Below are 20,131 nucleotides of genomic sequence, written 5' to 3' on the forward strand. Positions count from 1 at the left end.
AAAAATGGATTTAAAGCATTATAAAGCAATTGTGGAGGGATTGTTATTTGTATCAGGGTCAGATGGCTTAACAATTAAGCAAATGGCTACCATTATTGAGATTGATCAGGATACAGTTCGTCATATCTTAGAAGAATTAACCTATGATTATGAGCGGACTGATCGAGGCTTTCAATTACTAGAGTCAGAAAAGCACTTTTTCTTAACTTCAAAGTCAGAGCATGCTGAATATTTTAAAAAGCTGATGACGAGTGCCCATACTTCTAAATTATCACAGGCAGGATTAGAAACGCTAGCGATTGTAGCTTATAATCAACCGGTTACTCGAGCAGAAGTAGAGGATATTCGTGGTGTAAAAAGTGATCGCCCGATTCAGACGTTATTATCAAGAGGTTTAATTGAGGAGGCAGGTCGCAAAGATACGATTGGTCGCCCAATGATGTTTAAAACAAGCCTTGATTTTTTAACCTATTTTGGCTTGCGGTCCATAGAAGAACTTCCACCGCTTACAGAGCAACTGATTGATGACCAAATTACTGAGGAAGCAGATTTGTTTTTTAACCAATTAACCAAAGAAGAGCATTAAACGTTAGCACGTCGTGAATTTTTTTAAAGTGTTTCATCTAAAGAAATCACATAAAAAATCGGTTCCTAAAAGTTGCAAAGGAATCGATTTTTTTATGTGTTGTAATTTGCATAACATTGTTTTCTTGACACACCCTTAAGCGAGATCAATAAATAGTTAGGTGTGGCTGCTCATAACTTCGAAAGCTTGGACATAAAGTAATGAAAGATCAAAAAAATAATAAGTGATATAAAGAGGGTGCTTTATGATCATGTTAAACAAAATTTTTCGCCTCTGCTTAGTCATCATTTTTTGCTTTTACTTTCAGCCTATTCTAACCGTTCAAGCTAATCCCAGTGTCTCAGCGGACCAAGCTATTTTAATTAATCAAGAGACAGGGGAAATTCTTTTTGAAAAAAATGCGAACCAACAACAATTAATAGCGAGTATTACCAAAATTATGACCGCTATTATTGCAATTGAGTCGACATCATTAAGTGAAATGGTCAAAGTACCACAGCAAGCTACTCTAACAGAAGGCTCATCCATATATTTAGAGGCTGGAGAACAAATTCCGTTAGAGGATTTAATTTATGGATTAATGCTCCGTTCTGGAAATGATGCTGCGATGTCAATTGCAGAGCACGTTGGGGAGAGTGTGGAGGGCTTTGTCTTTTTAATGAATGAGAAGGCTAAATGGCTGGGGATGGATAATACCCACTTTGATAATCCTCATGGGCTTGATTCAGAAACGCATTACTCTTCTGCTAAAGATATGGCTAATCTTATGCGTTATGCTATGCTCGATAAGCAATTCCGCAAAATAACTGGAGCCAAGTCCTATCGTTCTAGCACACGAACTTACGATTGGGTGAACAAGAATAAATTACTTACTTCATATTATGAGGATGCAATTGGTGGGAAAACAGGTTACACAAGAGCAGCCGGAAGGACGTTTGTTTCTGTAGCCGAGCGTGATGGCATCCAACTTATTGCTGTTACCATTAATGATCCTAATGATTGGCAGGATCATATGAGTTTATACAATTGGGGTTTTGACAAGCTTAATCAACAGGAGACACTTAGCCCATTAATTGACAACAGTGAAGGTGATTATTTTAATCAAGTACTAGACATTTTAACAAGTCTGGTTGGGTTATCATAATGGTCCATTTAATCTGGGCAAGTCTGGCATGTATTGGCATTATTTATGCGCTTTTTAATGGGACGATAACAGATGTGAATGAAGCCATTTTTACAAGTGGCAATGAAGCGGTGCAAATTGTTATTGGTTTAACTAGTATCTTAATCTTTTGGTTAGGCCTAATGCGCGTTGCAGAGGAGGCTAAAGTTCTAAAAGCACTAAATAAGTTGTTTCGCCCACTTTTTACACGACTATTTCCTGAATTACCAAGTGAGCATAGAGCAATAGGTTATATTACCTCCAATTTTATTGCTAACTTATTTGGGCTAGGCAATGCAGCGACACCATTGGGAATAAAAGCCATGAAGGAAATGCAAAGACTATCGGACGGAAACCAAGCGACTCGGTCAATGGTTACCTTTCTCGTTATTAACACGACAAGTTTAACGTTTATTCCAACAACAGTTATTGCGCTAAGAATTCAATATGGTTCAGCCGCGCCAACAGAAATTGTTTTTCCGACCTTTATTGCAAGCTGTATTTCTATCATTTCTGCATTAATAATTGATCGACTATACTATTTCAAAAGGGAGAAAAGAAAAAAATGATGGCTTGGATTAATGTCGTAAGTTTAATTTGTATTCCCTTATTTGTCTTAGTTGTCTTACTAATCGGAACTTATAAAAAACTACCTACTTTTGATTTATTCGTCGAAGGAGGTAAGGAAGGGCTTAGTATGGCCGCCTCCTTACTTCCTTATTTATTAGGTATGTTTGTTGCTATTTCAATTTTCAGAAGTTCAGGTGCACTAGACGCGACCATTAGTCTTTTTCATCCGCTATTAGCCTTTCTGCGAATTCCCAGTGAGATTATCCCATTGGCGTTTGCCCGACCGATATCGGGTACGGCAGCATTGGCGGTCACATCGGATCTGCTAAAAACATTTGGGCCCGACTCCTTTATTGGTAGACTTGCTTCTACTATGCAAGGTAGCACAGATACAACCTTTTACATTATAACAATCTACTTTGGCGCTGTAGGAATAAAGCAGATGGGCGACGCATTAAAGGTTGGACTACTAGCTGATCTTATTGGTATAATAACAGCAATTATTGTTGTTTCGTTCTTTTTTGGTTAAAAGATATACAAATGAAGTTGTTTTACATGAATATTTCTGGCAAAATGAAGAAGGAGTTATTTTTTACATTCATGTTACAAATTAAATCTGAGTATGTTTTAAGTGTATTAATGTAATAACTAAACACGACACTGTAACATGAATTCGTGATTGAGAACTTATAATCTTAAAGAAATTGGTGATAGTATGTCTTTTAAGGAAGAAAGGCTTCAGAAAGTAATTGCTCAAAGTGGAGTAACCTCGAGAAGGAAGGCTGAGCAATTAATTGAAGCTGGCCGAGTGAAAGTAAATGGAGAAGTTAGGAATGAGCTTGGCACAAAGGTGACCGAGAAAGATGCAATTGAGGTTGATGGTGTTCCAATTAAGAAGGAGAAAAAAGTTTACTATCTTGTTTATAAACCAAGAGGCGTTATTTCTAGCGTCAAGGATGATAAAAATAGACGTGTAGTAACAGAGATTATTCCAGATCGAGATCAGCGGATTTATCCAGTCGGTCGCTTAGATTATGATACGTCTGGTCTTATGCTCTTAACAAATGATGGCGAGTTAGCGCAGCTATTAATGCACCCAAGTCATCAGATTGATAAAGTATATGTGGCAAAGGTTGAGGGTATGCCCACTAAAGAAATAGTAAAGAAGCTAAAAAAAGGTATTCAGTCTGAAGGTGAGTTGCTTAAAGCGCTGAAGGTGAGAGTGCTGTCAAGTGATCGAGATAAAAATACCGCGGTGATTGAGTTAACTTTACATGAAGGAAAAAATAGACAAGTAAGACGAATGCTTGAGGGAGTGAAGCTACCAGTTGCTAAACTTAAGCGTGAGCGTTATGGTTTCCTTGATTTAAAAGGGTTAAGCTCTGGCGATTATAGAAAGCTTACGCCCCAAGAGGTTCACCTGTTAAAGGAAGAAGCCCTCAAAGATAAATAATTGTGCGGTTTGAACATGGACATGTTCATTGAAAGAAAGGGGTATCGGGGATGGAGGATAAACAGTCGATCTTGATTATTGAGGATGAAGATCGTATTCGACGTTTATTAACGATGTATTTAGAAAGAGATGGCTTTAAAATTGATGAGGCAAACAATGGTTTTGATGGCTTAGAGCTTGCCAAAGAACATGATTATCAGCTGATCATCTTGGATCTAATGTTGCCTGGTATAGATGGAATAGAAGTGTGTAAAGGAATTCGAGAAGTTAAAGCTACTCCTATTATTATGCTTACTGCTAAAGGTGAAGAAGCAAATCGAATAGAAGGTTTTGAAGCTGGTGCCGACGATTATGTTGTTAAACCATTTAGTCCTAGAGAAGTTGTTCTAAGAGTCAAGGCGTTATTACGTAGAGTAGTTTCGGATGCACCAATTGCTCAAGACAATAAAACAAAGAATATTCTTGAATTTGAACATCTTATCATTGATAATGATGCACATCGTGTTTCATCAAATAGTGTCGATATTACACTCACGCCGAAGGAATATGAGTTGTTGTTCTTTCTAGCTAGCAATCAAGATAAAGTATTTGACCGTGAGCAGTTATTAAAAGAAGTTTGGAAATATGAATTCTTTGGTGACTTAAGAACAGTAGATACACATATTAAACGTCTAAGAGAAAAGCTAAGCAAGGTTTCTCAGGAAGCAGCTCAAATGATTGTAACTGTATGGGGTGTTGGGTATAAATTTGAAGTGGAAGATTTATAATGATCTGGCGGCATAGGGTTTGGAAAATATGGTTGGTCACGCTCTCCATATTTATTGTCGTTTTTGCTGTTTTCTCATATTTTTTAACGTTACAGGCAAATAATCAAGCATTAGAAGATGCAAATGAGCAATTAACTGTTTACGTTGAGGGCATGCATAACCTATACCTTAATGGTGACTGGCCGTTAGATGGGTATGAGTTATCGTATCCTAATCAAACAACAATAATGATATCAGGTCCTTCTACTGCTGCAGCAGATATATTAAGTGAATTTAATCAATCCATTGATGTTATGCAAGATAGTGGTACAATTGCTGAACAAATTGTTATTCATAATCAAGAAATGTTAGCAGTAGCCATGATAGAGTCAGAACTTGTTGTCGTCGCCTATCAGCCAATTGCAATGGCTATTGAAGCTTATCGTTCAGTTTTGTGGTCGCCAATAACTGTGTTCACCATTGTTTTACTCGCTATTACTTTATTAGCGTATTTACTTAACCGTAGTATTAGTCGACCGCTCCAACACTTTAGAAAGCTTGCTCTTGAAATGGCCACTGGTGAGACTGTCACGAAAATGCCCATTGAGGCTCATGATGAGTTTGGCGAGTTATCAATGGCTTTTAATCGAATGGTTCGCCAATTAAATAATCGAATTAGTGGGCTCTTGCATGAGAAACACATTCTTCATAGTGTAATTGGATCGATGCGTGACGGCGTTATGACAATGAACTTAGATGGCGATATTTTTTTAATTAATGATCAGGCGAAGCGCTTTTTAGCTGATGCTAACTTTGAAAGTAATCACAATGGCTTGGATCGCTTACCAGAAAAGTTAAACGAGTATTTAGCTTTAACGATTTCCGAGCAAACGGTTAAAGTATATTCGCTTATTATACAAGGGCGTAATTGGGAGCTTGTTATGGCTCCGTTATACGAGGATCAACGGATTAGAGGAGTGGTCTCGATTGTGAGGGATACAACTGAGCAGTATCAATTAAATCAGTTAAGAGAATCATTTATTGCAAATGTTTCCCACGAACTGAGAACGCCAATTGCTCTTATGCAAGGCTATAGTGAAGCAATTGTCGATGGTGTAGCAGAGACAATTAATGATCAGCGAGAATTAGCTGCAATTATAAGAGATGAATCACTTAGAATGGGTCGACTAGTTAATGATTTGTTAAATTTGGCTAAAATGAAATCTGGTCAGCTTCAATTAGATGTTAAGCAGCATGATGTTACCAAATTTCTAAATCGCATCAAACGAAAATTTTTAGGGATGGTCACGGATAAAGCAATTACCTTTAAAATTTCACTTGATCCCGACGCATGTGAAGGTTATTTTGATTATGATCGCCTTGAGCAAGTATTGACAAATCTTATTGACAACGGAATAAGGCATACAGCTTCAGGAGGATCTTTGCGGTTGAAAGTTATCAATAGCAAGCGCTTCTTGGAATTTAAATTATCAGATACAGGATCGGGTATTCCAGAGCAAGACCTACCATTTATCTTTGAACGATTTTATATGGCGGATAAATCAAGGGCGAAAAACTCAAATAAAAAAGGAACAGGTCTTGGATTAGCTATCGCTAAACAAATTGTCAATGCGCATGGTGGCGAGATAACGGTACAAAGTATTCTTAGTAAAGGAACTACATTTAAATTTACTATTCCAAACGAAGTGTAACATGGTGTATAACAGGGAATTTGGTGGAAAACCAAAGCTGTCCTCGCAACTGTAATTAGGATCGAAAGGATTTGTTGGCTGTATTTAAACAATATGGGAACGGATCAAATTAGATTGCTATAAGCCAGGAGACCTACCATTCGCACGTCATAACCAAATACAACGAAAAAAATGCTTCGAGGATTGAGCGTTTATCAAATTGAGCGATAGTACGTTTAATCCTTCAAAAATTGGAGGAGTTTTATATGAAAAAGATTTTATTAGCAATGTCTTTCCTAGTCATGCTGGTCGGGTGTCAATCAGGTGAATTAAATCAAGGAAATGATATCGAAGTTTCAATCATTATTTCACTTGACAATGAAGAAGAAGTTATAAGTGAAGACAGTATTAGGGTTAGTGATGGAGCTAATTTACTTTCAGTCTTAGAAGAGAATTATGAGATTGAGGTTACTGATGATGGGTTTATTACAGCAATTGAAGGCTACGAGCAATTTGATAATCACTATTGGTTTTATGAGGTAAATAATGAGGAAGCAAATGTTGGAGCCGGAGATTATGAGTTAAGTGATGGGGATAGTGTGCATTTTGATCTTCATTCATGGGAGTAAGCATGAGGGGCAATCTCTATAAATTAACGCTTATTTCAGTTTTAGCTGCAATTTGTATTGTAGGCAGGCTTGCGTTTCAACACCTGCCCAATGTCCAACCAGTGACTGCCATTATAATCTTGTCTGCCTATTTTCTTGGGCCGATTTCTGGTGTCATGCTGGCAATTTTAACGGTCTATTTAACCAATATTACGCTGGGTATGGGACTTTGGACTATTTGGCAAATAACAGCCTGGTCGTTGATAGCACTGCTTTCTGCTATGCTTAAGAAGATACCCGTTATTCCACCTGCCTATTGTCTTGTACCGATGGCTTTTGGGGCGGGCATCTTATATGGTTTCTTTTTTAGTGTTGTAAATTTTGTCATTGCAGGCCGTTTTTGGCCATACTATTTAGCGGGCTTGCCATTCGACATTAGTCATGCCGTGGGTAATGTTATTTTTATTGCTTTATTATACCGCCCACTTGCCAAAATTTTTGCACAATATCATAAGAAAATAAAAAGGCTTAATAACGACAGAAAATGGTCATAATTGCTAATACAAGTTCCAAATGCGCACATTAAGACAGAAATAGAGCATGTCGAGAATATTAATACGCGCTGTCACTCAATGAAATCTTTGGTGTGCAACGCTAACGATCATATTGGTTATTAATCATTATCTACCATGAGCTAAAAAAAAAGAATATCAATAAACATCCATTGTTTTATAGGGGCATATTAAATTGGACAATTATCTCCATAAAAAAAGCAGTAATGTGTATTACTTCAAGCATTGCTTTATTTTTTATTAATATTTTTGCTAAGTTAAACTTAGAACAATCTATTATAGTTTACTAAATAAAAAAATATTGCAAGAATTATATAGATTGTGTAACGTTAATAAAATTCGTACGACTAATAAAATGAAGACAGGGGGTCTTGCTTATGGAGACCACATTCGATTCGCTTTATGAACAATACCATGACGATTTGTTTCAGTATGTCATTTATTTAGTTAAAAATCGACAAGTTGCTGAAGATATTGTGCAGGAGACTTATATAAAGGTTCTGAAATCGTATGATGGATTCCGCGGAGATAGCAGCGAGAAGACGTGGCTTTTTTCAATTGCAAGGCATACAGCAATGGATTATTTTCGTAAACAGCAGCGCCAGCAAGGGAAGTTGGCGAGTTTTTTTAATCGGACACAAGAGATGGAGCGCATTAAAGATAAAGATCAGCTCCCCGAAGAAATTGCTTTACTAAAGGATGAGATGAAGCAAATATACCAGCTCTTAGATCAGTGTACACTAGATCAAAAAAATGTACTCATTCTTCGGTATATCCAAACGCTGTCGATACACGAAACGGCGAGAATATTAGAGTGGTCAGAAAGTAAGGTTAAGACTACGCAACACCGTGCAATTAAGAAACTACAGCAGTTAATAGAATTAGACTAAAAGGGGTGATTAGTGATGGATCGAAATGAAAAAGAGGACCAACTTATTGAGCAATTAAAGAAAATGCCCCAGATTAAAGACGATCTTAGTAAAGAGATGCTGCTAAAGCGAATTAACATTAATTTAAATAAGCAGGATCAGAAGCAAGATCGTCTCTGGTATAAGTGGTTTTTACCATCTGTCGCTAGTATAGCAATGGTCTTTATCTTAATTATAGTGGCACAACAAAATCTTTTTCAGGGTGATGATCAAATTATGGAACGAACCACTTCTGATCGAGATATGTCTTTAAGAAGTGATTCAAATAATGATGAGGTGCAAATGTTTCTAGCAGATGAAGAAGAAAGTGGTTCGGCTACTGCTGATGAGGCGGATAACTATCAAAATGAAAATGACGGAGATGATCTAAATATCTTAGACTCAGCACGGATGGCTCTGCCTACTGAGGAAGATCAACTTGTTTATTATGATCATGATTCTTTTGTTGATGCTGATGGCGTTGAAACTTTTACTGTGACTGTGGTAGATGTAAATGCAAATTTTGTTATTCCATTAACGTTAATCTCGAGTTCATCAACTGGAGATCCTAATGATTATTATAGCCGAATTAATTCATTTCTAAGCGACGAAGCCATTGAGGAGCTCGGTATCTCTTTGTACCCATTTCAGGATATGTCGTTTGAATTTGGGTTTGATGGTAACGTCGTATACCTGACGGTGCCTGATGACTATCAATTTTCTGAGGGGACTTTTGCAGAAGGATTGTTAGACGAAGTATTAAGTATCATGTTTGCCGATTATGATGTTGATACTGTTATCCTTCAAACGGAATCTGGTCAGCAAGGAATAGAAATGAGTCATTCTGGTTTGGTGACCGAAATTGAATTATTAGACCAATTAGCTAATTCTGCTTACAAGATCTATCAGGCTAGTTCTGAGCGGTTATTGGTACCAATAACAAGGTCTAGTGATGAAGGTTCTACCTTCAATACTATTGATGAGGCATTTGCTGAAATGCAGGTGGATCAATCGGATTCTTATTTAACTGCCTCTATTCCCGCTGAGGTCGTTGATATTACTGTAGAACAAACAAGTAATGAACAGTTGACTGTCAAAATGGGCCCTTACCCTGATTTTGGCGATAATATTTTAACCAGTGAAATGATTGAAGCTATTTTAATGACAGCCAAAAGCTTTGGTTTTCAAGAGGTTGCTTTTGAAATAGACGGTATTAATGGAGAAGTGGGGCGCTTTAATTTAAATGAAGCTGTTCCTGTGCCAGATGGGATAAATGCGAAATTAATTGCTGATTAAAAACAAAAGATCTAAGTTAATCTTGTGAAAAAAGATTAATTTAGATCTTTTTTGCTTCTGTGTATTTTGGGAGAATTATCCTACCAACTCTATTTGATAGACAACCCGTTATTTGATGTACAATCATTATTCTGATCAAATGATTTAGTCTGTACCTTTATCGAGTCGGTAGGGCAGCTTTCTTGGGCGTCAATCATGTCTTGCTCAAGTATGCTTGGCATTAGCGCCTTTCCTTTATTTCCATCCAATAAAACGTAAGCAATGCCTTCGTCGTCATAATCAAAAATATCGGGAGCTAAGGCGCCACATGACCCACAAGCAATACACGTTTCTTTATCTACACAGGTATAGAAACCCATAAACAATCTACTCCTTTATTTCCGCTCATAATTAGACATCTTTGAGATTTGCAAAAAAAGCTAAATGGTCACGTACATAAACGTCATTAACTTTTTTTAATCTACCCTCTGAATTGCACAGTTCAATATTCTAATATAGAAACAGCCATTTTTAAATGCTTAAACACTTTTTTTACGAGCTAGGTGTTAATGTATTTGTTAACGTAGTGCATTACCAGTAGCTACACTGCTTTCAGCTCATGGGTAAAAGTGAGTTGGCTGACTGAGCGTGTTAATAGTCTAGCCCCTTTTTAAATGTTCGTGTTTGGAACGCGTATAAGCAATTATGAAATTCATTCAATTAGAAGTATTCATTTCTATTTTAAGCGTCTAAGCTTTATTTAGCAAGGTTGGCATTTTCAGCCCTTATTGTTATGATGGATACAGTTTATAAAGAGGAAGAGTGGGTTAGATGTTAAGATATCTTATTCTTTTCTGTTTTAATAGAATTGGGGAGCAGCGCACAGTTGCTTCAATCTATCACATTCTAACAGGCAGGAGATCTGCACAAACAATTCAAGATGTACATTTATATCAATTAACAAACTTTTATGGTGCTACCAAATCATTAACTAGAGTGCAGTTTACCAATATTATTAAGGAGCTGATTGCACAGAATTATTTAAATGAAAGGGACCAGAGTCTAGTCGTTCTAACGGCACAAGCAAAAAACTATTTGGTTAAAGAGCAAGATAAGTACCCCATTCATTACTTACAGGGGCTAAAATATGTTGATATAATGGATGGCTTTATTGCACGGTTCCATTTAGCAGTTCAGACTTATTCCAATCTAGTCATGAAGAATAAAACCTTTCGACCAATTAGTGATGATGAAACAGTTCAACATTGGGTTAAACAGAACTTTCATCAAAATCGACAGGAGTTGCGCTATTGGCTAAGAGGAATACACAATGAATTGCTCTCATTTCTAAACGCTTTAGATAATGAAATGTATGCAATGCTATTCGTTGATCGATTATCTGGATACCAGCAAGCAGGTTATTCAATTCAACAACTGGCAAGGATCTATCAAATTGAGGAACCAGAAATAGAACTTATTCTAGTCCTGCTGTTCCATAAGCTATTAACGTTTGCTGAGACCAATCAACTTTCAACAGTACGCACATTTGTTGAAGATTTAAATCTTAGAAAAAATAACCGCTTTTTGACTAAATCTGCTCAAATTACGTTACGGTTACTAGAAAGTGACTACACGATTGCTCAAATTGCACAAAAGAGGAAGTTAAAAAGAGCCACAATTGAGGACCATATTATTGAACTAACCTATGCTTATTACCCATTTCGAATTCATACATTTATTGACCAAAGTAGCTTAGAAAACATAACCCTCACCATAGCAAAATTGCCGAATCATAAGCTTTCTTTGATTAAACAAGCGCTACATAATAACTATAGTTATTTTCAAATTCGTTTAGCATTAGTTCATTTTCATAATTTATAGATAGGAGTGACGGAATTCATGCAACTAGAGCAAGAGCTGTCAAACCGCTTTGGTTTTAATTCTTTTAGGCAAGGTCAAAAAGAAATTATTATGGACGTCCTAGCTGGAAATAATGTATTAGCTACACTCCCGACTGGGGTAGGGAAATCCCTATGCTTCCAGTTGCCTGGGCTGATGATGGATGGACCTGTCGTGGTGGTGACCCCTTTAATTTCGCTGATGGAGGATCAGGTTAAAGAATTAAAAATGAAGGGTTTTAAAAATGCTGTAGCTGTCAATAGCTTTAATACGATTGAAGAAAGAAAACAAATTATTCAAACGCTGGCAACGTATAAATTTATTTACCTCTCACCGGAAATTTTACAAAATAATTTTCTAGTTACTGAACTTGCCCTAATTAAACCGGCGCTTTTTGTAATTGACGAGGCGCATTGCATCTCCCAATGGGGACATGAGTTTAGACCAGCCTATCTTAAATTAAATACCATTATTAAGTTACTAGGAAGTCCTATTACACTTGCATTAACTGCAACGGCAACACCAGAAGTACAACAGGATATTATCAATCAGTTAACTGGAGTAAAGTTTAAGTGTCACATTTATCCAATTGACAGGCCCAATTTATCTTTCATTGTTAAGAAGGTAAAGCATACGGCTGATAAAGATAAGCAGATTGTGGAACTGTGTAATAGCTTTCATGTTCCAACCATGATTTACTTTTCAAGTAAAAGAGAAACCGAGCGTGTCTGTAATCACCTTGCACAGCACTGTCCGCAATTAAATGTTGCGTTTTATCATGGTGATGTACCTACAACCGAGCGAATTTTAATCCAAGAGCAGTTCATGAATAATCAGCTTGATACGATCTGCTGCACCAGCGCTTTCGGAATGGGGATTAATAAGCAAGATGTGCGACTTGTTATCCATTATCATTTGCCAGTTCAAATTGAGTCATTTATTCAAGAAGTCGGACGAGCTGGTAGAGATCAGTTACATAGTGTTAGTCTTACTCTTGTCGCACCCTATGATTACAGTATACCTAAGCATTTAATTGAGTCTGAGTTCCCCAGCAATGCTGGACTTACTGGTTTGTTCAATGATTTGCTAGAACTAGCCAATCAAAAAGCTGAGGGGGAAATCAACCCGGCAGAAATAATGAATAAATGGAATTTAAGTGAGGTTCAGTGGCGATTTGTAAAAAATTATCTTGAAAAAAAGCAAATCATAAACGATAATAAGGTTAATTCGAATACGACAAATTATAGCCAAATCCTTAAATATCTAACAGAAAAGATAGCAATACGTAAACGGCATAAATTCAAGCAGTTAGAACGGTTTTTTTCATGGATAAATACTGATGCGTGTAGACGAATACAGCTATACCAACCGTTTCAATCTACAAAACCATTAGCTCAGTTTAGTTGCTGTGATTATTGTGGTTTTGCATTAAATCAGTGGGCGCCAGTAGTATCTCAATACGGTGTCAGTACCAGTTCATGGCAGATAAAGCTTACCAATATACTATTACCTTTTGATACTGAGTCAGGTTAAGGTTTTGATGAATAAGCACGTATTAAATAATGAAATAGAGTTGTGGAGGGCATGATATGAATGACTCACGTGAAGTTGAAGATCAAGATTTAATTAAACAATTGCAAGCTATTAATCAAGAAGATACAACTATACAGGCTGACAACTCGGATCAAAAAGTGTTTCTTGGTCCTGAAAGTGCGGATGAGATCGATGTCTTAAACCTCCCCCCCAGAAGCCAAGTACATGATGAGGAGAATGCGCGGTTAAAATGGAAGGTTAGTTATGCTTTTGTCCGGTTTTTCGTTATCATTTTCATATTAATTGTTGTCTTAGTTCTAACGTTTAACTATTGGGGGGAACATTTCTTTCCATCTAGTTCACCTTCTGAACAGCCGCGGAATCTTGTCGGCGATCAAGTTTTAGTTGTTAACGATTCAGCTATTTTATCTGAAGAAGTATCTCGTCAGCTTCAACTAGCTCCAAATGAAGATTCGCGTACATTGAGAGGGCGTTATTATTTAACAGGTGAAGATGACAGCCTTAACAGCATCATTGACCGTTTCTATAAATCGGACAGTGCACTTCTTCCCTTACTGCTTGAGATTAATAAGCTTGAGGTAACAGCTGACTCACAGCTTGAAAAAAATTTGCGACTTTTTCTCCCAAATTTAAGTGAGTAAGGTATTTAATCTTAATGGATTATCAAAATGTTGATAGGGGGGATTTAATGAGGAAAATTGCCATTATTCATACGGGTGGAACGATAGCAATGGCTGAAGATCAAGCTGGATCCGTAGCACCAGTGAGTGATCATCCACTTAGCGAGCACCTAAATGAGTTACAATCAAAAGCGCTTATTGAAGAAATTTTTCTGTTTGATTTACCATCACCACATATGACCCCCGTAAAAATGCTTGAGCTTGGTCAAAAGATTAGTCAGCTAATAGAAACTGAGTGCTTTGATGGCGTAATTGTTACTCACGGTACAGATACGTTGGAGGAAACCGCCTACTTTTTGGATTTGTTCTTACATGTTGGAGCTCCCATCGTTATTACTGGTGCAATGAGGTCGAGTAATGAAGTAGGCTCTGACGGTCTCTATAATTTAATGAGCGCCATTCGCGTTGTGTGTGATAATGAAGCACAAAATAAAGGGATCATGGTTGTAATGAATGACGAAATTCATTCTGCAGCATATTGTACCAAAACGTCAACCAGTAATATAGCTACCTTCCAGAGTCCTCAATTTGGACCCATTGGTATTTTAACTAAGCAAGATGTTTACTTCTATCACAAATGGATTAAACATGACCAAATTGAATTTGATACTATTACTAAAACGGTTCCGCTTATTAAAGCATATGCAGGTATGGACCAAGCTTTTATCGAAAGTATTTGTCGGCTTCCGCTAGATGGTTTAGTTATTGAAGCTTTTGGTCAGGGTAATTTACCACCTGATATTGTTTATCCTTTGGTTAAATTAATTAAAGCAAGCATACCCGTTGTGATTGTGTCTAGAAGCTTTATGGGGGTTGTTCAGCCTACATACGGCTATGATGGCGGGGGGCAGCAATTGAAGGAGAGAGGACTATTCTTTGCAAAACGTTTGTCTGGTCCCAAGGCTAGAATTAAGCTGATGGCATTGCTGGAGGCTAAGTATAATTGGGAGCAGATTAAGGATACACTTGAGACTTAATTCTATGTATAGGAAAGACAAAAAGGTCTCGTTAGATATAAAAATCTAACGAGACCTTTTTAAATTGTTATTTAAATGTATGACGTAATTGATGCATCGCTTTTTCAGAGATAATGGTATTGCCGTATTCCATGATTCTAGCAGGAGAAACTACGCTTGCCTCTGAATATTCAGATAGTAAAGCAATAAAATCCTCTTGATTAACTTCCTCTAACAGGCTATCAGTAAAAAAGACGTAATAATTATGGTCGAAGAAATATACCGATCCATCGTCAATCCCAAGTCGTCCTAATGTATGTGATAATTGAATAATATCTTCAAAATCGTCAAAAACATAGAGAAGAGCATCGCTTTCGTCTAAAGTGACCTGCATCTCGATGTAGTCATCATCGTCATCAAGAAGCTCTTGTGTGACAATAATTAACATGCCCTGTGCTTGTAGCATATAAACTTGAACAGACAGTACACCTGCCAATTCAAAGTCAAGCTCATCGCTAGCTTCAAACATCATATCATGAAAAAGTGCTTGCATCGCAGGTAGGTCTTGCCACATTATTTCCTCTGTTAACCCTCGTTCCATTAAATCATCAAAGGTAAGAAATATTTTGAATTGGTTTGATGATAGCCTTTCTAAACGCATGTTAACTACCTCCTTATTAAAAGCTTCAAAACGAAACAAGCTTTAAAAAGATATCTTTTGCTTATTATATGACATTCTAACAATTTTTGAAACATAGATGCCTTATTGTTTTTAAAATCAGGCGAATTAATTCATGTATAAAAAAGTCATTTTATTAAAAACTACCTCGTAATGAGATAAAAAATCTTAGTCAGGAGGTAAGAAAATGAAAAATGCTTTTTTAAAAAGTTTATTAAGTGTATGTTTCTTAAGTATCTTCTTTGTATATAATGAACAACCTGTTGCAGCCTTTAGTCCACAGGTTATTCAACATGGTGCTACAGGAGAGGATGTTGTCGAACTTCAAGCAAGGTTACAATATCTCGGTTTTTACAATAGTCAAATTGATGGAGTCTTTGGCTGGGGAACTTATTGGGCTTTAAGAAACTTTCAATATGAATTCGGTATGGAAATTGATGGATTAGCTGGTCAGGAAGTTAAAGATAAGCTTGTTAGTGCTAGTAATTACGATAAAGCTTTTATTCGGGAGAATATTGAAGCAGGTCGAAAATTTACTTACTATGGTGGGATGAGTAAGGAAAATCAAGTTAAGCAAGGATCAGGTTCATCAAATCAACAACCTAATAATGGTGATGGGCAGTCAGGGGGGACAGTTCAACCAACAAATGAAGATGAAGCAATTGAACCAACTGCTTCAAATGTTCCTAATGGGTTTTCACAAAATGATATTCAGTTAATGGCCCAAGCCGTATATGGTGAGGCAAGGGGAGAACCGTATGAAGGCCAAGTTGCTGTTGCAGCAGTCATTCTTAATCGGATTCAAAATTCAATTTTTCCAGATTCAGTATCAGGTGTTATTTATGAACCATTAGCTTTTACGGCTGTAGCGGATGGGCAAATATATTTAGAGCCTGACGAAACGGCTAGAAGAGCAGTGTTGGATGCAATTAATGGCTGGGACCCGTCAGGTGAAGCTATTTACTACTTTAATCCAGATACTGCTACATCAACTTGGATTTGGTCGCGCCCTCAAATTAAAAGAATTGGCAAGCACGTATTCTGTATGTAAAGGAGGAATTTAAAATGATAAAATGGATTGCAATTGCAATTCTTTCAATTGGTTTAGCTGGGACAGCATATTGGGGCTTTCAGCAATCCAATCAACGCGAGACGTTGCTCATTCAAAACGAAAATAATTATCAACGCGCTTTTCATGATTTAACCTATCACCTTGATTTATTATATGGGAAGATTGGGACAACCTTAGCGCTTAATACCAATGAACAATTGTCACCACAGATGCTAGAAATTTGGCAATTGACGTCGCGAGCTCAAACAGATGTTAATCAATTGCCACTTGTTTTACTGCCATTTAGTAAAACGGAAGGGTTCTTGTCTGAAATAGGGGATTTTACCTATGATGTTGCAGTAAGAAATTTAGATGACGAACCACTATCTCAAGAAGAAACTGAAAAACTAAATGGGTTATATGAAGCAGCTGATGAAATTCGACAAGAGCTGAGAACAATTCAACATGAAGTAATGGGTAAACAGTTACGGTGGGTGGATGTTGAGCTAGCTTTAACAGATATGGACCCTGAAAGTGAGAATTTCATTGTCGATGGTTTTACGACTATCGAGGACTCGGCTAGTAATTTTACTGAGACCCACTTTCAAAATCTATCGGCAACACTTCCCCAACAGCATGAAAGATTTAGTTTTTTAACGGGTAGTGATGTGTCTGAAGTGGAGGCAATTGATATTATTCGTAAGCAATTTGATCTTAATGAAGATTTAGCAATTGATCTTCAAAAAAGTGGGGAGGGAGCTCAACTTCAAACATATAGTGGTTCGTTTACGCATGACGATCATCATGGTTATGTTGAAATTTCAGAAAAAGGTGGGCACATTCTCTCCTATATGATTAATCGGGATTTTCAAGAAGCAGCTATTAGCCTAAATGATGCGCAAAAGAAAGCTGAGCAATTGTTAGAAGAACAGGGGCTAGATCAATTTATCATTATGCAAGCAAGTCAGTTTGAACAAGTTGGTCTTTTTCAGTTCGTTGGCAACCAAGATGACATCTGGATCTATCCCGATAAAATTATGGTCAAAGTAGCCTTAGATACTGGTGAGATTGTTGGTTTTAGTGCAGCTGATTTTTATCGAAATCACCGCGACCGTGAGTTAAGCCAGCCGGAGCTTTCACTAGAAGAAGCCGAGGAAAAGGTTAATCAATCGTTAACGATAGAAGATTATCACTTAGCCATAGTAGAGGATAATGAAGGAAATGAAGTATTAACCTATGCATTTTTTGGAACATTAAATCACGATACGTATCGCATTTTTATTGATGCAAATACAGGCTATGAGGTTGTTGTTGAACTTCTGCAAGATGTGGAAAACAATTGGGGTAATCGGCTAACAGATTGAGAAGAAGTTTAAGCTGTTCTCAAATTTAACACTAAGTTGATAAAGCTAGTAACGCAAGGTTACAACTAAATATCAAACCAGGGTATCCGAACATTCTGATTAAGCGGTCTACGTTTTCAGTCATAATGTTCGGATTTTCCGTATTCTAATTTTTGGGTAAAAGTTATTCATTTTACCTGTTTTAATTACAAATATAGTAAGTGAAGACGTCGAGGTACTAAATAAAAAGGCTTTTCGAACTATAAAAAGCTTCTTTTTATACAATGTTAGGATTTTTTTTGAGAATAAACGACTACTTTCTCTTGCAGAGCTCGCCCTTCATTTGTCATAATAAAGACAGTATAATTGTGAGAGTGAGTGGTTAATTGTGATTAAAATAGGAACTGTTTTAACCTTACAGAAACAAGATGTGAACAATCAGGTTGAGAATTACAAGTGTAGAATTTCAGATTTTAAAGGGCACACTCTATATATTGATTATCCCATTAATACGCTGACGGGACACTCAGATATCTTTGCAAGGGGGGATCAACTTGTAGCTTACTTCATTACCCCGAATCAAGGGGTGTATAGGTTTGTTACTGTTATTAAAGGGCGAAAGAAAGATAAAATACCGTTATTGCTTTTACACTTCGATCAGAGTAAACTAGAAAAGGTGCAGCGGCGAGACTATGTTAGAGTTACGGCTAGTTTAGATATTGCCGTACAGGATCCTTCACAAAAGATTGATCCCTTTCATACAGTCACTAGTGATATTAGTGGTGGCGGAGTTGCTATCTATGTACCAGATGATCGAATCTTCTATGAAGGTATGAAAGTTAATGTTGTTATTGTTCTTCGAGCGAATCAGACGAGTTTTGACTATATTTATGCAGATGCAAACGTAATACGAACTCAGTCGGTAAAGCACGCTTCAATATTTAAGTTATCGCTTGCATTCAATTCTATCGCAGAGAAAGACAGACAACGAATTATCCATTTTTGTTTTAATACCGAGCTTGAAGAGCGTCGTCAGCAATTTAAATAGCACCAACATGAACAATAAAGGAGATACAATTATGTCAGAGAGAAAAATTGCTATAGCAATTGACGGCCCTGCTGCAGCAGGAAAGAGTACTGTAGCGAAGAGAATCGCTCAGAAATTAAATTATATTTATATTGATACAGGAGCAATGTATCGTGCCATTACATATGTTGCCATTGAAAGCCAACAATCGCTAGCAGATGAATTGCAATTGTATCAATTATTGCTAAATACGGATATAGAGTTATCACAAGGCGGTAGTGGGCAAAAGGTTATCGTCAATGGGAAGGATATTACTGAGGATATTAGAAACCAACAAGTAACCAACAGTGTATCCAAGGTGGCTGCGTATCGTTTAATTAGGGAAGAGATGGTCATACGCCAACGTGAACTGGCTGGGAAAAAAGGTGTTGTGATGGATGGGCGAGATATTGGCTCTCATGTGATACCAGACGCGGAAGTGAAGATTTTTCTAATAGCATCTGTTCGAGAGCGGGCAGAAAGACGCTATTATGAAAATAAACGTAAAGGTTTTGAAGCTTCATTAGCTCAATTAGAAAAGGAAATCGCAGAAAGAGACAAGCTTGATTCAGAAAGAACGGTATCGCCATTGATTAAAGCGGAGGATGCAATTGAGCTTGATACAACTTCATTAACAATTGATCAAGTTACCAATTGTATCTTTAATATTATTAATGAAAAGGTGGAAGCATAAATGTCATTCTATACAATTGCCAAAAACATTGTCTGGTATATTTTTAAGCCTATGTTTCGTATCAAGGTGTTTGGCAAGGAGAACATTCCAAATGATGGCCCACTAATTATTTGCTCCAATCATATCTCTAATATTGATCCACCAGTAGTTGGCGGATCATCAACCAGAGATATTCATTTTCTTGCAAAAGAAGAATTATTTAAAAAAAAGTGGTTGAACAAACTGCTAACAAGCTTAAATGCATTTCCGATTAAGCGTGGGATGAGTGATCGACAAGCATTGCGACAGGCGCTTACACTTCTAAAGGATGGACGGGCTCTGGGGTTGTTTCCAGAGGGAACCAGAAGTAAAACTGGGCAGCTTGGAGAAGGTTTATCAGGAATTGGCTTTTTTGCTTTACGCTCTGAAGCAGCAGTTGTACCCTGTGCTATTATTGGTCCTTATAAAATTGGTAGGAAAGTAAAGGTAGTATATGGTGAACCAATTGAAATGGCAGATCTTCGGATGGAAAAAGCGACTGCTAAACAAGCAACTGATCGAATTATGGAGGCAATCCGTCAGCTAATTGAAAAGAATTCCTCAAATTAAATGATATGACTTGACAAATAGTCCGAAATGTTAGAAGTTAGAAAAAGATA

Annotated in this window: 22 protein-coding genes and 1 riboswitch; of the genes, 20 read left to right on the plus strand and 2 right to left on the minus strand. The window is 37.1% G+C overall.

Translation table 11 applies throughout. From position 1 onward, the window contains the following. Window positions 1–4: 4 nt before the first annotated feature. The 11 genes from scpB to BM000_RS00175 all read left to right on the plus strand — a co-directional run bounded on the left by scpB (window position 5) and on the right by BM000_RS00175 (window position 9,592). A complete protein-coding gene (gene scpB / locus BM000_RS00120; protein ID WP_091493337.1) occupies window positions 5–586 on the plus strand; it encodes an SMC-Scp complex subunit ScpB in 582 nt (193 codons plus the stop codon). A 250-nt stretch (window positions 587–836) separates the two neighbouring features. Further along, complete coding sequence (locus tag BM000_RS00125; RefSeq protein WP_091494982.1) at window positions 837–1,730, plus strand: serine hydrolase; 894 nt, start codon at window positions 837–839, stop codon at window positions 1,728–1,730. Continuing rightward, window positions 1,730–2,317, plus strand: coding sequence for a nucleoside recognition domain-containing protein (locus BM000_RS00130; protein WP_091493339.1), 588 nt, complete (start codon window positions 1,730–1,732; stop codon window positions 2,315–2,317). The genes BM000_RS00125 and BM000_RS00130 overlap by 1 nt, the downstream gene beginning before the upstream one ends. Then, the gene (locus BM000_RS00135; RefSeq protein ID WP_143063887.1) at window positions 2,317–2,847 is read left to right on the plus strand and encodes a spore maturation protein; all 531 of its coding nucleotides are present in this window, start codon (window positions 2,317–2,319) and stop codon (window positions 2,845–2,847) included. The genes BM000_RS00130 and BM000_RS00135 overlap by 1 nt, the downstream gene beginning before the upstream one ends. Window positions 2,848–3,033: 186 nt before the next feature. Then, on the plus strand, window positions 3,034–3,771 hold the full coding sequence (locus tag BM000_RS00140; RefSeq protein ID WP_091493345.1) for a pseudouridine synthase: 738 nt from the start codon (window positions 3,034–3,036) through the stop codon (window positions 3,769–3,771). Window positions 3,772–3,821: 50 nt separating this feature from the next. After that, complete coding sequence (locus BM000_RS00145) at window positions 3,822–4,538, plus strand: response regulator transcription factor (RefSeq protein ID WP_091493347.1); 717 nt, start codon at window positions 3,822–3,824, stop codon at window positions 4,536–4,538. Continuing rightward, entirely contained in the window at window positions 4,538–6,229 is a 1,692-nt protein-coding gene (locus BM000_RS16695; protein ID WP_177178152.1) for an ATP-binding protein, read from the plus strand. The genes BM000_RS00145 and BM000_RS16695 overlap by 1 nt, the downstream gene beginning before the upstream one ends. After that, window positions 6,207–6,384: riboswitch (cobalamin riboswitch) on the plus strand. (Overlaps the previous gene by 23 nt.) Before the next feature lie 90 nt (window positions 6,385–6,474). Continuing rightward, the gene (locus BM000_RS00160; RefSeq protein ID WP_091493350.1) at window positions 6,475–6,837 is read left to right on the plus strand and encodes a DUF4430 domain-containing protein; all 363 of its coding nucleotides are present in this window, start codon (window positions 6,475–6,477) and stop codon (window positions 6,835–6,837) included. Window positions 6,838–6,839: 2 nt separating this feature from the next. After that, complete coding sequence (locus BM000_RS00165; protein WP_091493353.1) at window positions 6,840–7,370, plus strand: ECF transporter S component; 531 nt, start codon at window positions 6,840–6,842, stop codon at window positions 7,368–7,370. Between the two features lie 395 nt (window positions 7,371–7,765). Further along, complete coding sequence (locus tag BM000_RS00170; RefSeq protein WP_091493357.1) at window positions 7,766–8,278, plus strand: sigma-70 family RNA polymerase sigma factor; 513 nt, start codon at window positions 7,766–7,768, stop codon at window positions 8,276–8,278. A gap of 15 nt (window positions 8,279–8,293) precedes the next feature. Continuing rightward, window positions 8,294–9,592: a hypothetical protein gene (locus BM000_RS00175; RefSeq protein ID WP_091493359.1), complete on the plus strand. Its 1,299-nt coding sequence runs from the start codon at window positions 8,294–8,296 to the stop codon at window positions 9,590–9,592. A gap of 89 nt (window positions 9,593–9,681) precedes the next feature. Here BM000_RS00175 and BM000_RS00180 read toward each other — a convergent pair whose 3' ends face one another. Then, on the minus strand, window positions 9,682–9,951 hold the full coding sequence (locus tag BM000_RS00180; RefSeq protein ID WP_091493362.1) for a ferredoxin: 270 nt from the start codon (window positions 9,949–9,951) through the stop codon (window positions 9,682–9,684). A gap of 451 nt (window positions 9,952–10,402) precedes the next feature. Between BM000_RS00180 and BM000_RS00185 the strand changes: the two genes are divergently transcribed. The 4 genes from BM000_RS00185 to BM000_RS00200 are packed head-to-tail and all read left to right on the plus strand — an operon-like array spanning window position 10,403 to window position 14,681. Continuing rightward, window positions 10,403–11,452 (plus strand): YpbB family protein, encoded by a 1,050-nt coding sequence (locus BM000_RS00185; protein ID WP_091493364.1) that lies wholly within the window; start codon window positions 10,403–10,405, stop codon window positions 11,450–11,452. 18 nt (window positions 11,453–11,470) lie between these two features. Then, a complete protein-coding gene (locus tag BM000_RS00190) occupies window positions 11,471–13,003 on the plus strand; it encodes a RecQ family ATP-dependent DNA helicase (RefSeq protein WP_091493367.1) in 1,533 nt (510 codons plus the stop codon). A gap of 56 nt (window positions 13,004–13,059) precedes the next feature. Next, window positions 13,060–13,665, plus strand: a complete 606-nt coding sequence (locus BM000_RS00195) for a hypothetical protein (protein WP_091493369.1) — start codon at window positions 13,060–13,062, stop codon at window positions 13,663–13,665. A gap of 47 nt (window positions 13,666–13,712) precedes the next feature. Then, the gene (locus BM000_RS00200; protein WP_091493372.1) at window positions 13,713–14,681 is read left to right on the plus strand and encodes an asparaginase; all 969 of its coding nucleotides are present in this window, start codon (window positions 13,713–13,715) and stop codon (window positions 14,679–14,681) included. 67 nt (window positions 14,682–14,748) lie between these two features. Here BM000_RS00200 and BM000_RS00205 read toward each other — a convergent pair whose 3' ends face one another. Beyond that, window positions 14,749–15,321: a genetic competence negative regulator gene (locus BM000_RS00205; RefSeq protein ID WP_091493374.1), complete on the minus strand. Its 573-nt coding sequence runs from the start codon at window positions 15,319–15,321 to the stop codon at window positions 14,749–14,751. Between the two features lie 205 nt (window positions 15,322–15,526). Between BM000_RS00205 and sleB the strand changes: the two genes are divergently transcribed. The 5 genes from sleB (at window position 15,527) to BM000_RS00230 (ending at window position 20,081) form a co-directional block, all read left to right on the plus strand. Then, a complete protein-coding gene (gene sleB, locus BM000_RS00210) occupies window positions 15,527–16,390 on the plus strand; it encodes a spore cortex-lytic enzyme (protein WP_091493377.1) in 864 nt (287 codons plus the stop codon). Between the two features lie 14 nt (window positions 16,391–16,404). Further along, the gene (gene ypeB, locus BM000_RS00215; protein ID WP_091493379.1) at window positions 16,405–17,754 is read left to right on the plus strand and encodes a germination protein YpeB; all 1,350 of its coding nucleotides are present in this window, start codon (window positions 16,405–16,407) and stop codon (window positions 17,752–17,754) included. A gap of 367 nt (window positions 17,755–18,121) precedes the next feature. After that, on the plus strand, window positions 18,122–18,781 hold the full coding sequence (locus BM000_RS00220; RefSeq protein ID WP_091493382.1) for a flagellar brake protein: 660 nt from the start codon (window positions 18,122–18,124) through the stop codon (window positions 18,779–18,781). 31 nt (window positions 18,782–18,812) lie between these two features. Beyond that, window positions 18,813–19,493 (plus strand): (d)CMP kinase, encoded by a 681-nt coding sequence (gene cmk / locus BM000_RS00225; protein WP_091493384.1) that lies wholly within the window; start codon window positions 18,813–18,815, stop codon window positions 19,491–19,493. Then, window positions 19,494–20,081 carry a lysophospholipid acyltransferase family protein gene (locus tag BM000_RS00230; protein WP_091493387.1) on the plus strand — a complete coding sequence of 196 codons (588 nt, stop codon included), beginning with the start codon at window positions 19,494–19,496 and terminating at the stop codon, window positions 20,079–20,081. It abuts the gene before it with no gap. Window positions 20,082–20,131 lie beyond the last annotated feature (50 nt).

This window comes from Amphibacillus marinus, from assembly GCF_900110345.1.
In the GTDB taxonomy this organism is placed as follows: domain Bacteria; phylum Bacillota; class Bacilli; order Bacillales; family Amphibacillaceae; genus Amphibacillus_D; species Amphibacillus_D marinus.

Excerpts from the sequence above, each read along its gene's own strand:
- BM000_RS00195 (WP_091493369.1), top strand. The coding sequence starts at position 13,060 with ATGAATGACTCACGTGAAGTTGAAGATCAAGATTTAATTAAACAATTG.
- BM000_RS00160 (WP_091493350.1), top strand. The coding sequence starts at position 6,475 with ATGAAAAAGATTTTATTAGCAATGTCTTTCCTAGTCATGCTGGTCGGG.
- BM000_RS00135 (WP_143063887.1), top strand. The coding sequence starts at position 2,317 with ATGGCTTGGATTAATGTCGTAAGTTTAATTTGTATTCCCTTATTTGTC.
- BM000_RS00125 (WP_091494982.1), top strand. The coding sequence starts at position 837 with ATGTTAAACAAAATTTTTCGCCTCTGCTTAGTCATCATTTTTTGCTTT.
- BM000_RS00200 (WP_091493372.1), top strand. The coding sequence starts at position 13,713 with ATGAGGAAAATTGCCATTATTCATACGGGTGGAACGATAGCAATGGCT.
- sleB (WP_091493377.1), top strand. The coding sequence starts at position 15,527 with ATGAAAAATGCTTTTTTAAAAAGTTTATTAAGTGTATGTTTCTTAAGT.
- BM000_RS16695 (WP_177178152.1), top strand. The coding sequence starts at position 4,538 with ATGATCTGGCGGCATAGGGTTTGGAAAATATGGTTGGTCACGCTCTCC.
- BM000_RS00130 (WP_091493339.1), top strand. The coding sequence starts at position 1,730 with ATGGTCCATTTAATCTGGGCAAGTCTGGCATGTATTGGCATTATTTAT.
- BM000_RS00190 (WP_091493367.1), top strand. The coding sequence starts at position 11,471 with ATGCAACTAGAGCAAGAGCTGTCAAACCGCTTTGGTTTTAATTCTTTT.
- BM000_RS00145 (WP_091493347.1), top strand. The coding sequence starts at position 3,822 with ATGGAGGATAAACAGTCGATCTTGATTATTGAGGATGAAGATCGTATT.
- BM000_RS00180 (WP_091493362.1), bottom strand. The coding sequence starts at position 9,951 with ATGGGTTTCTATACCTGTGTAGATAAAGAAACGTGTATTGCTTGTGGG.
- BM000_RS00170 (WP_091493357.1), top strand. The coding sequence starts at position 7,766 with ATGGAGACCACATTCGATTCGCTTTATGAACAATACCATGACGATTTG.
- ypeB (WP_091493379.1), top strand. The coding sequence starts at position 16,405 with ATGATAAAATGGATTGCAATTGCAATTCTTTCAATTGGTTTAGCTGGG.
- BM000_RS00140 (WP_091493345.1), top strand. The coding sequence starts at position 3,034 with ATGTCTTTTAAGGAAGAAAGGCTTCAGAAAGTAATTGCTCAAAGTGGA.
- BM000_RS00230 (WP_091493387.1), top strand. The coding sequence starts at position 19,494 with ATGTCATTCTATACAATTGCCAAAAACATTGTCTGGTATATTTTTAAG.
- scpB (WP_091493337.1), top strand. The coding sequence starts at position 5 with ATGGATTTAAAGCATTATAAAGCAATTGTGGAGGGATTGTTATTTGTA.
- BM000_RS00175 (WP_091493359.1), top strand. The coding sequence starts at position 8,294 with ATGGATCGAAATGAAAAAGAGGACCAACTTATTGAGCAATTAAAGAAA.
- cmk (WP_091493384.1), top strand. The coding sequence starts at position 18,813 with ATGTCAGAGAGAAAAATTGCTATAGCAATTGACGGCCCTGCTGCAGCA.
- BM000_RS00185 (WP_091493364.1), top strand. The coding sequence starts at position 10,403 with ATGTTAAGATATCTTATTCTTTTCTGTTTTAATAGAATTGGGGAGCAG.
- BM000_RS00165 (WP_091493353.1), top strand. The coding sequence starts at position 6,840 with ATGAGGGGCAATCTCTATAAATTAACGCTTATTTCAGTTTTAGCTGCA.
- BM000_RS00205 (WP_091493374.1), bottom strand. The coding sequence starts at position 15,321 with ATGCGTTTAGAAAGGCTATCATCAAACCAATTCAAAATATTTCTTACC.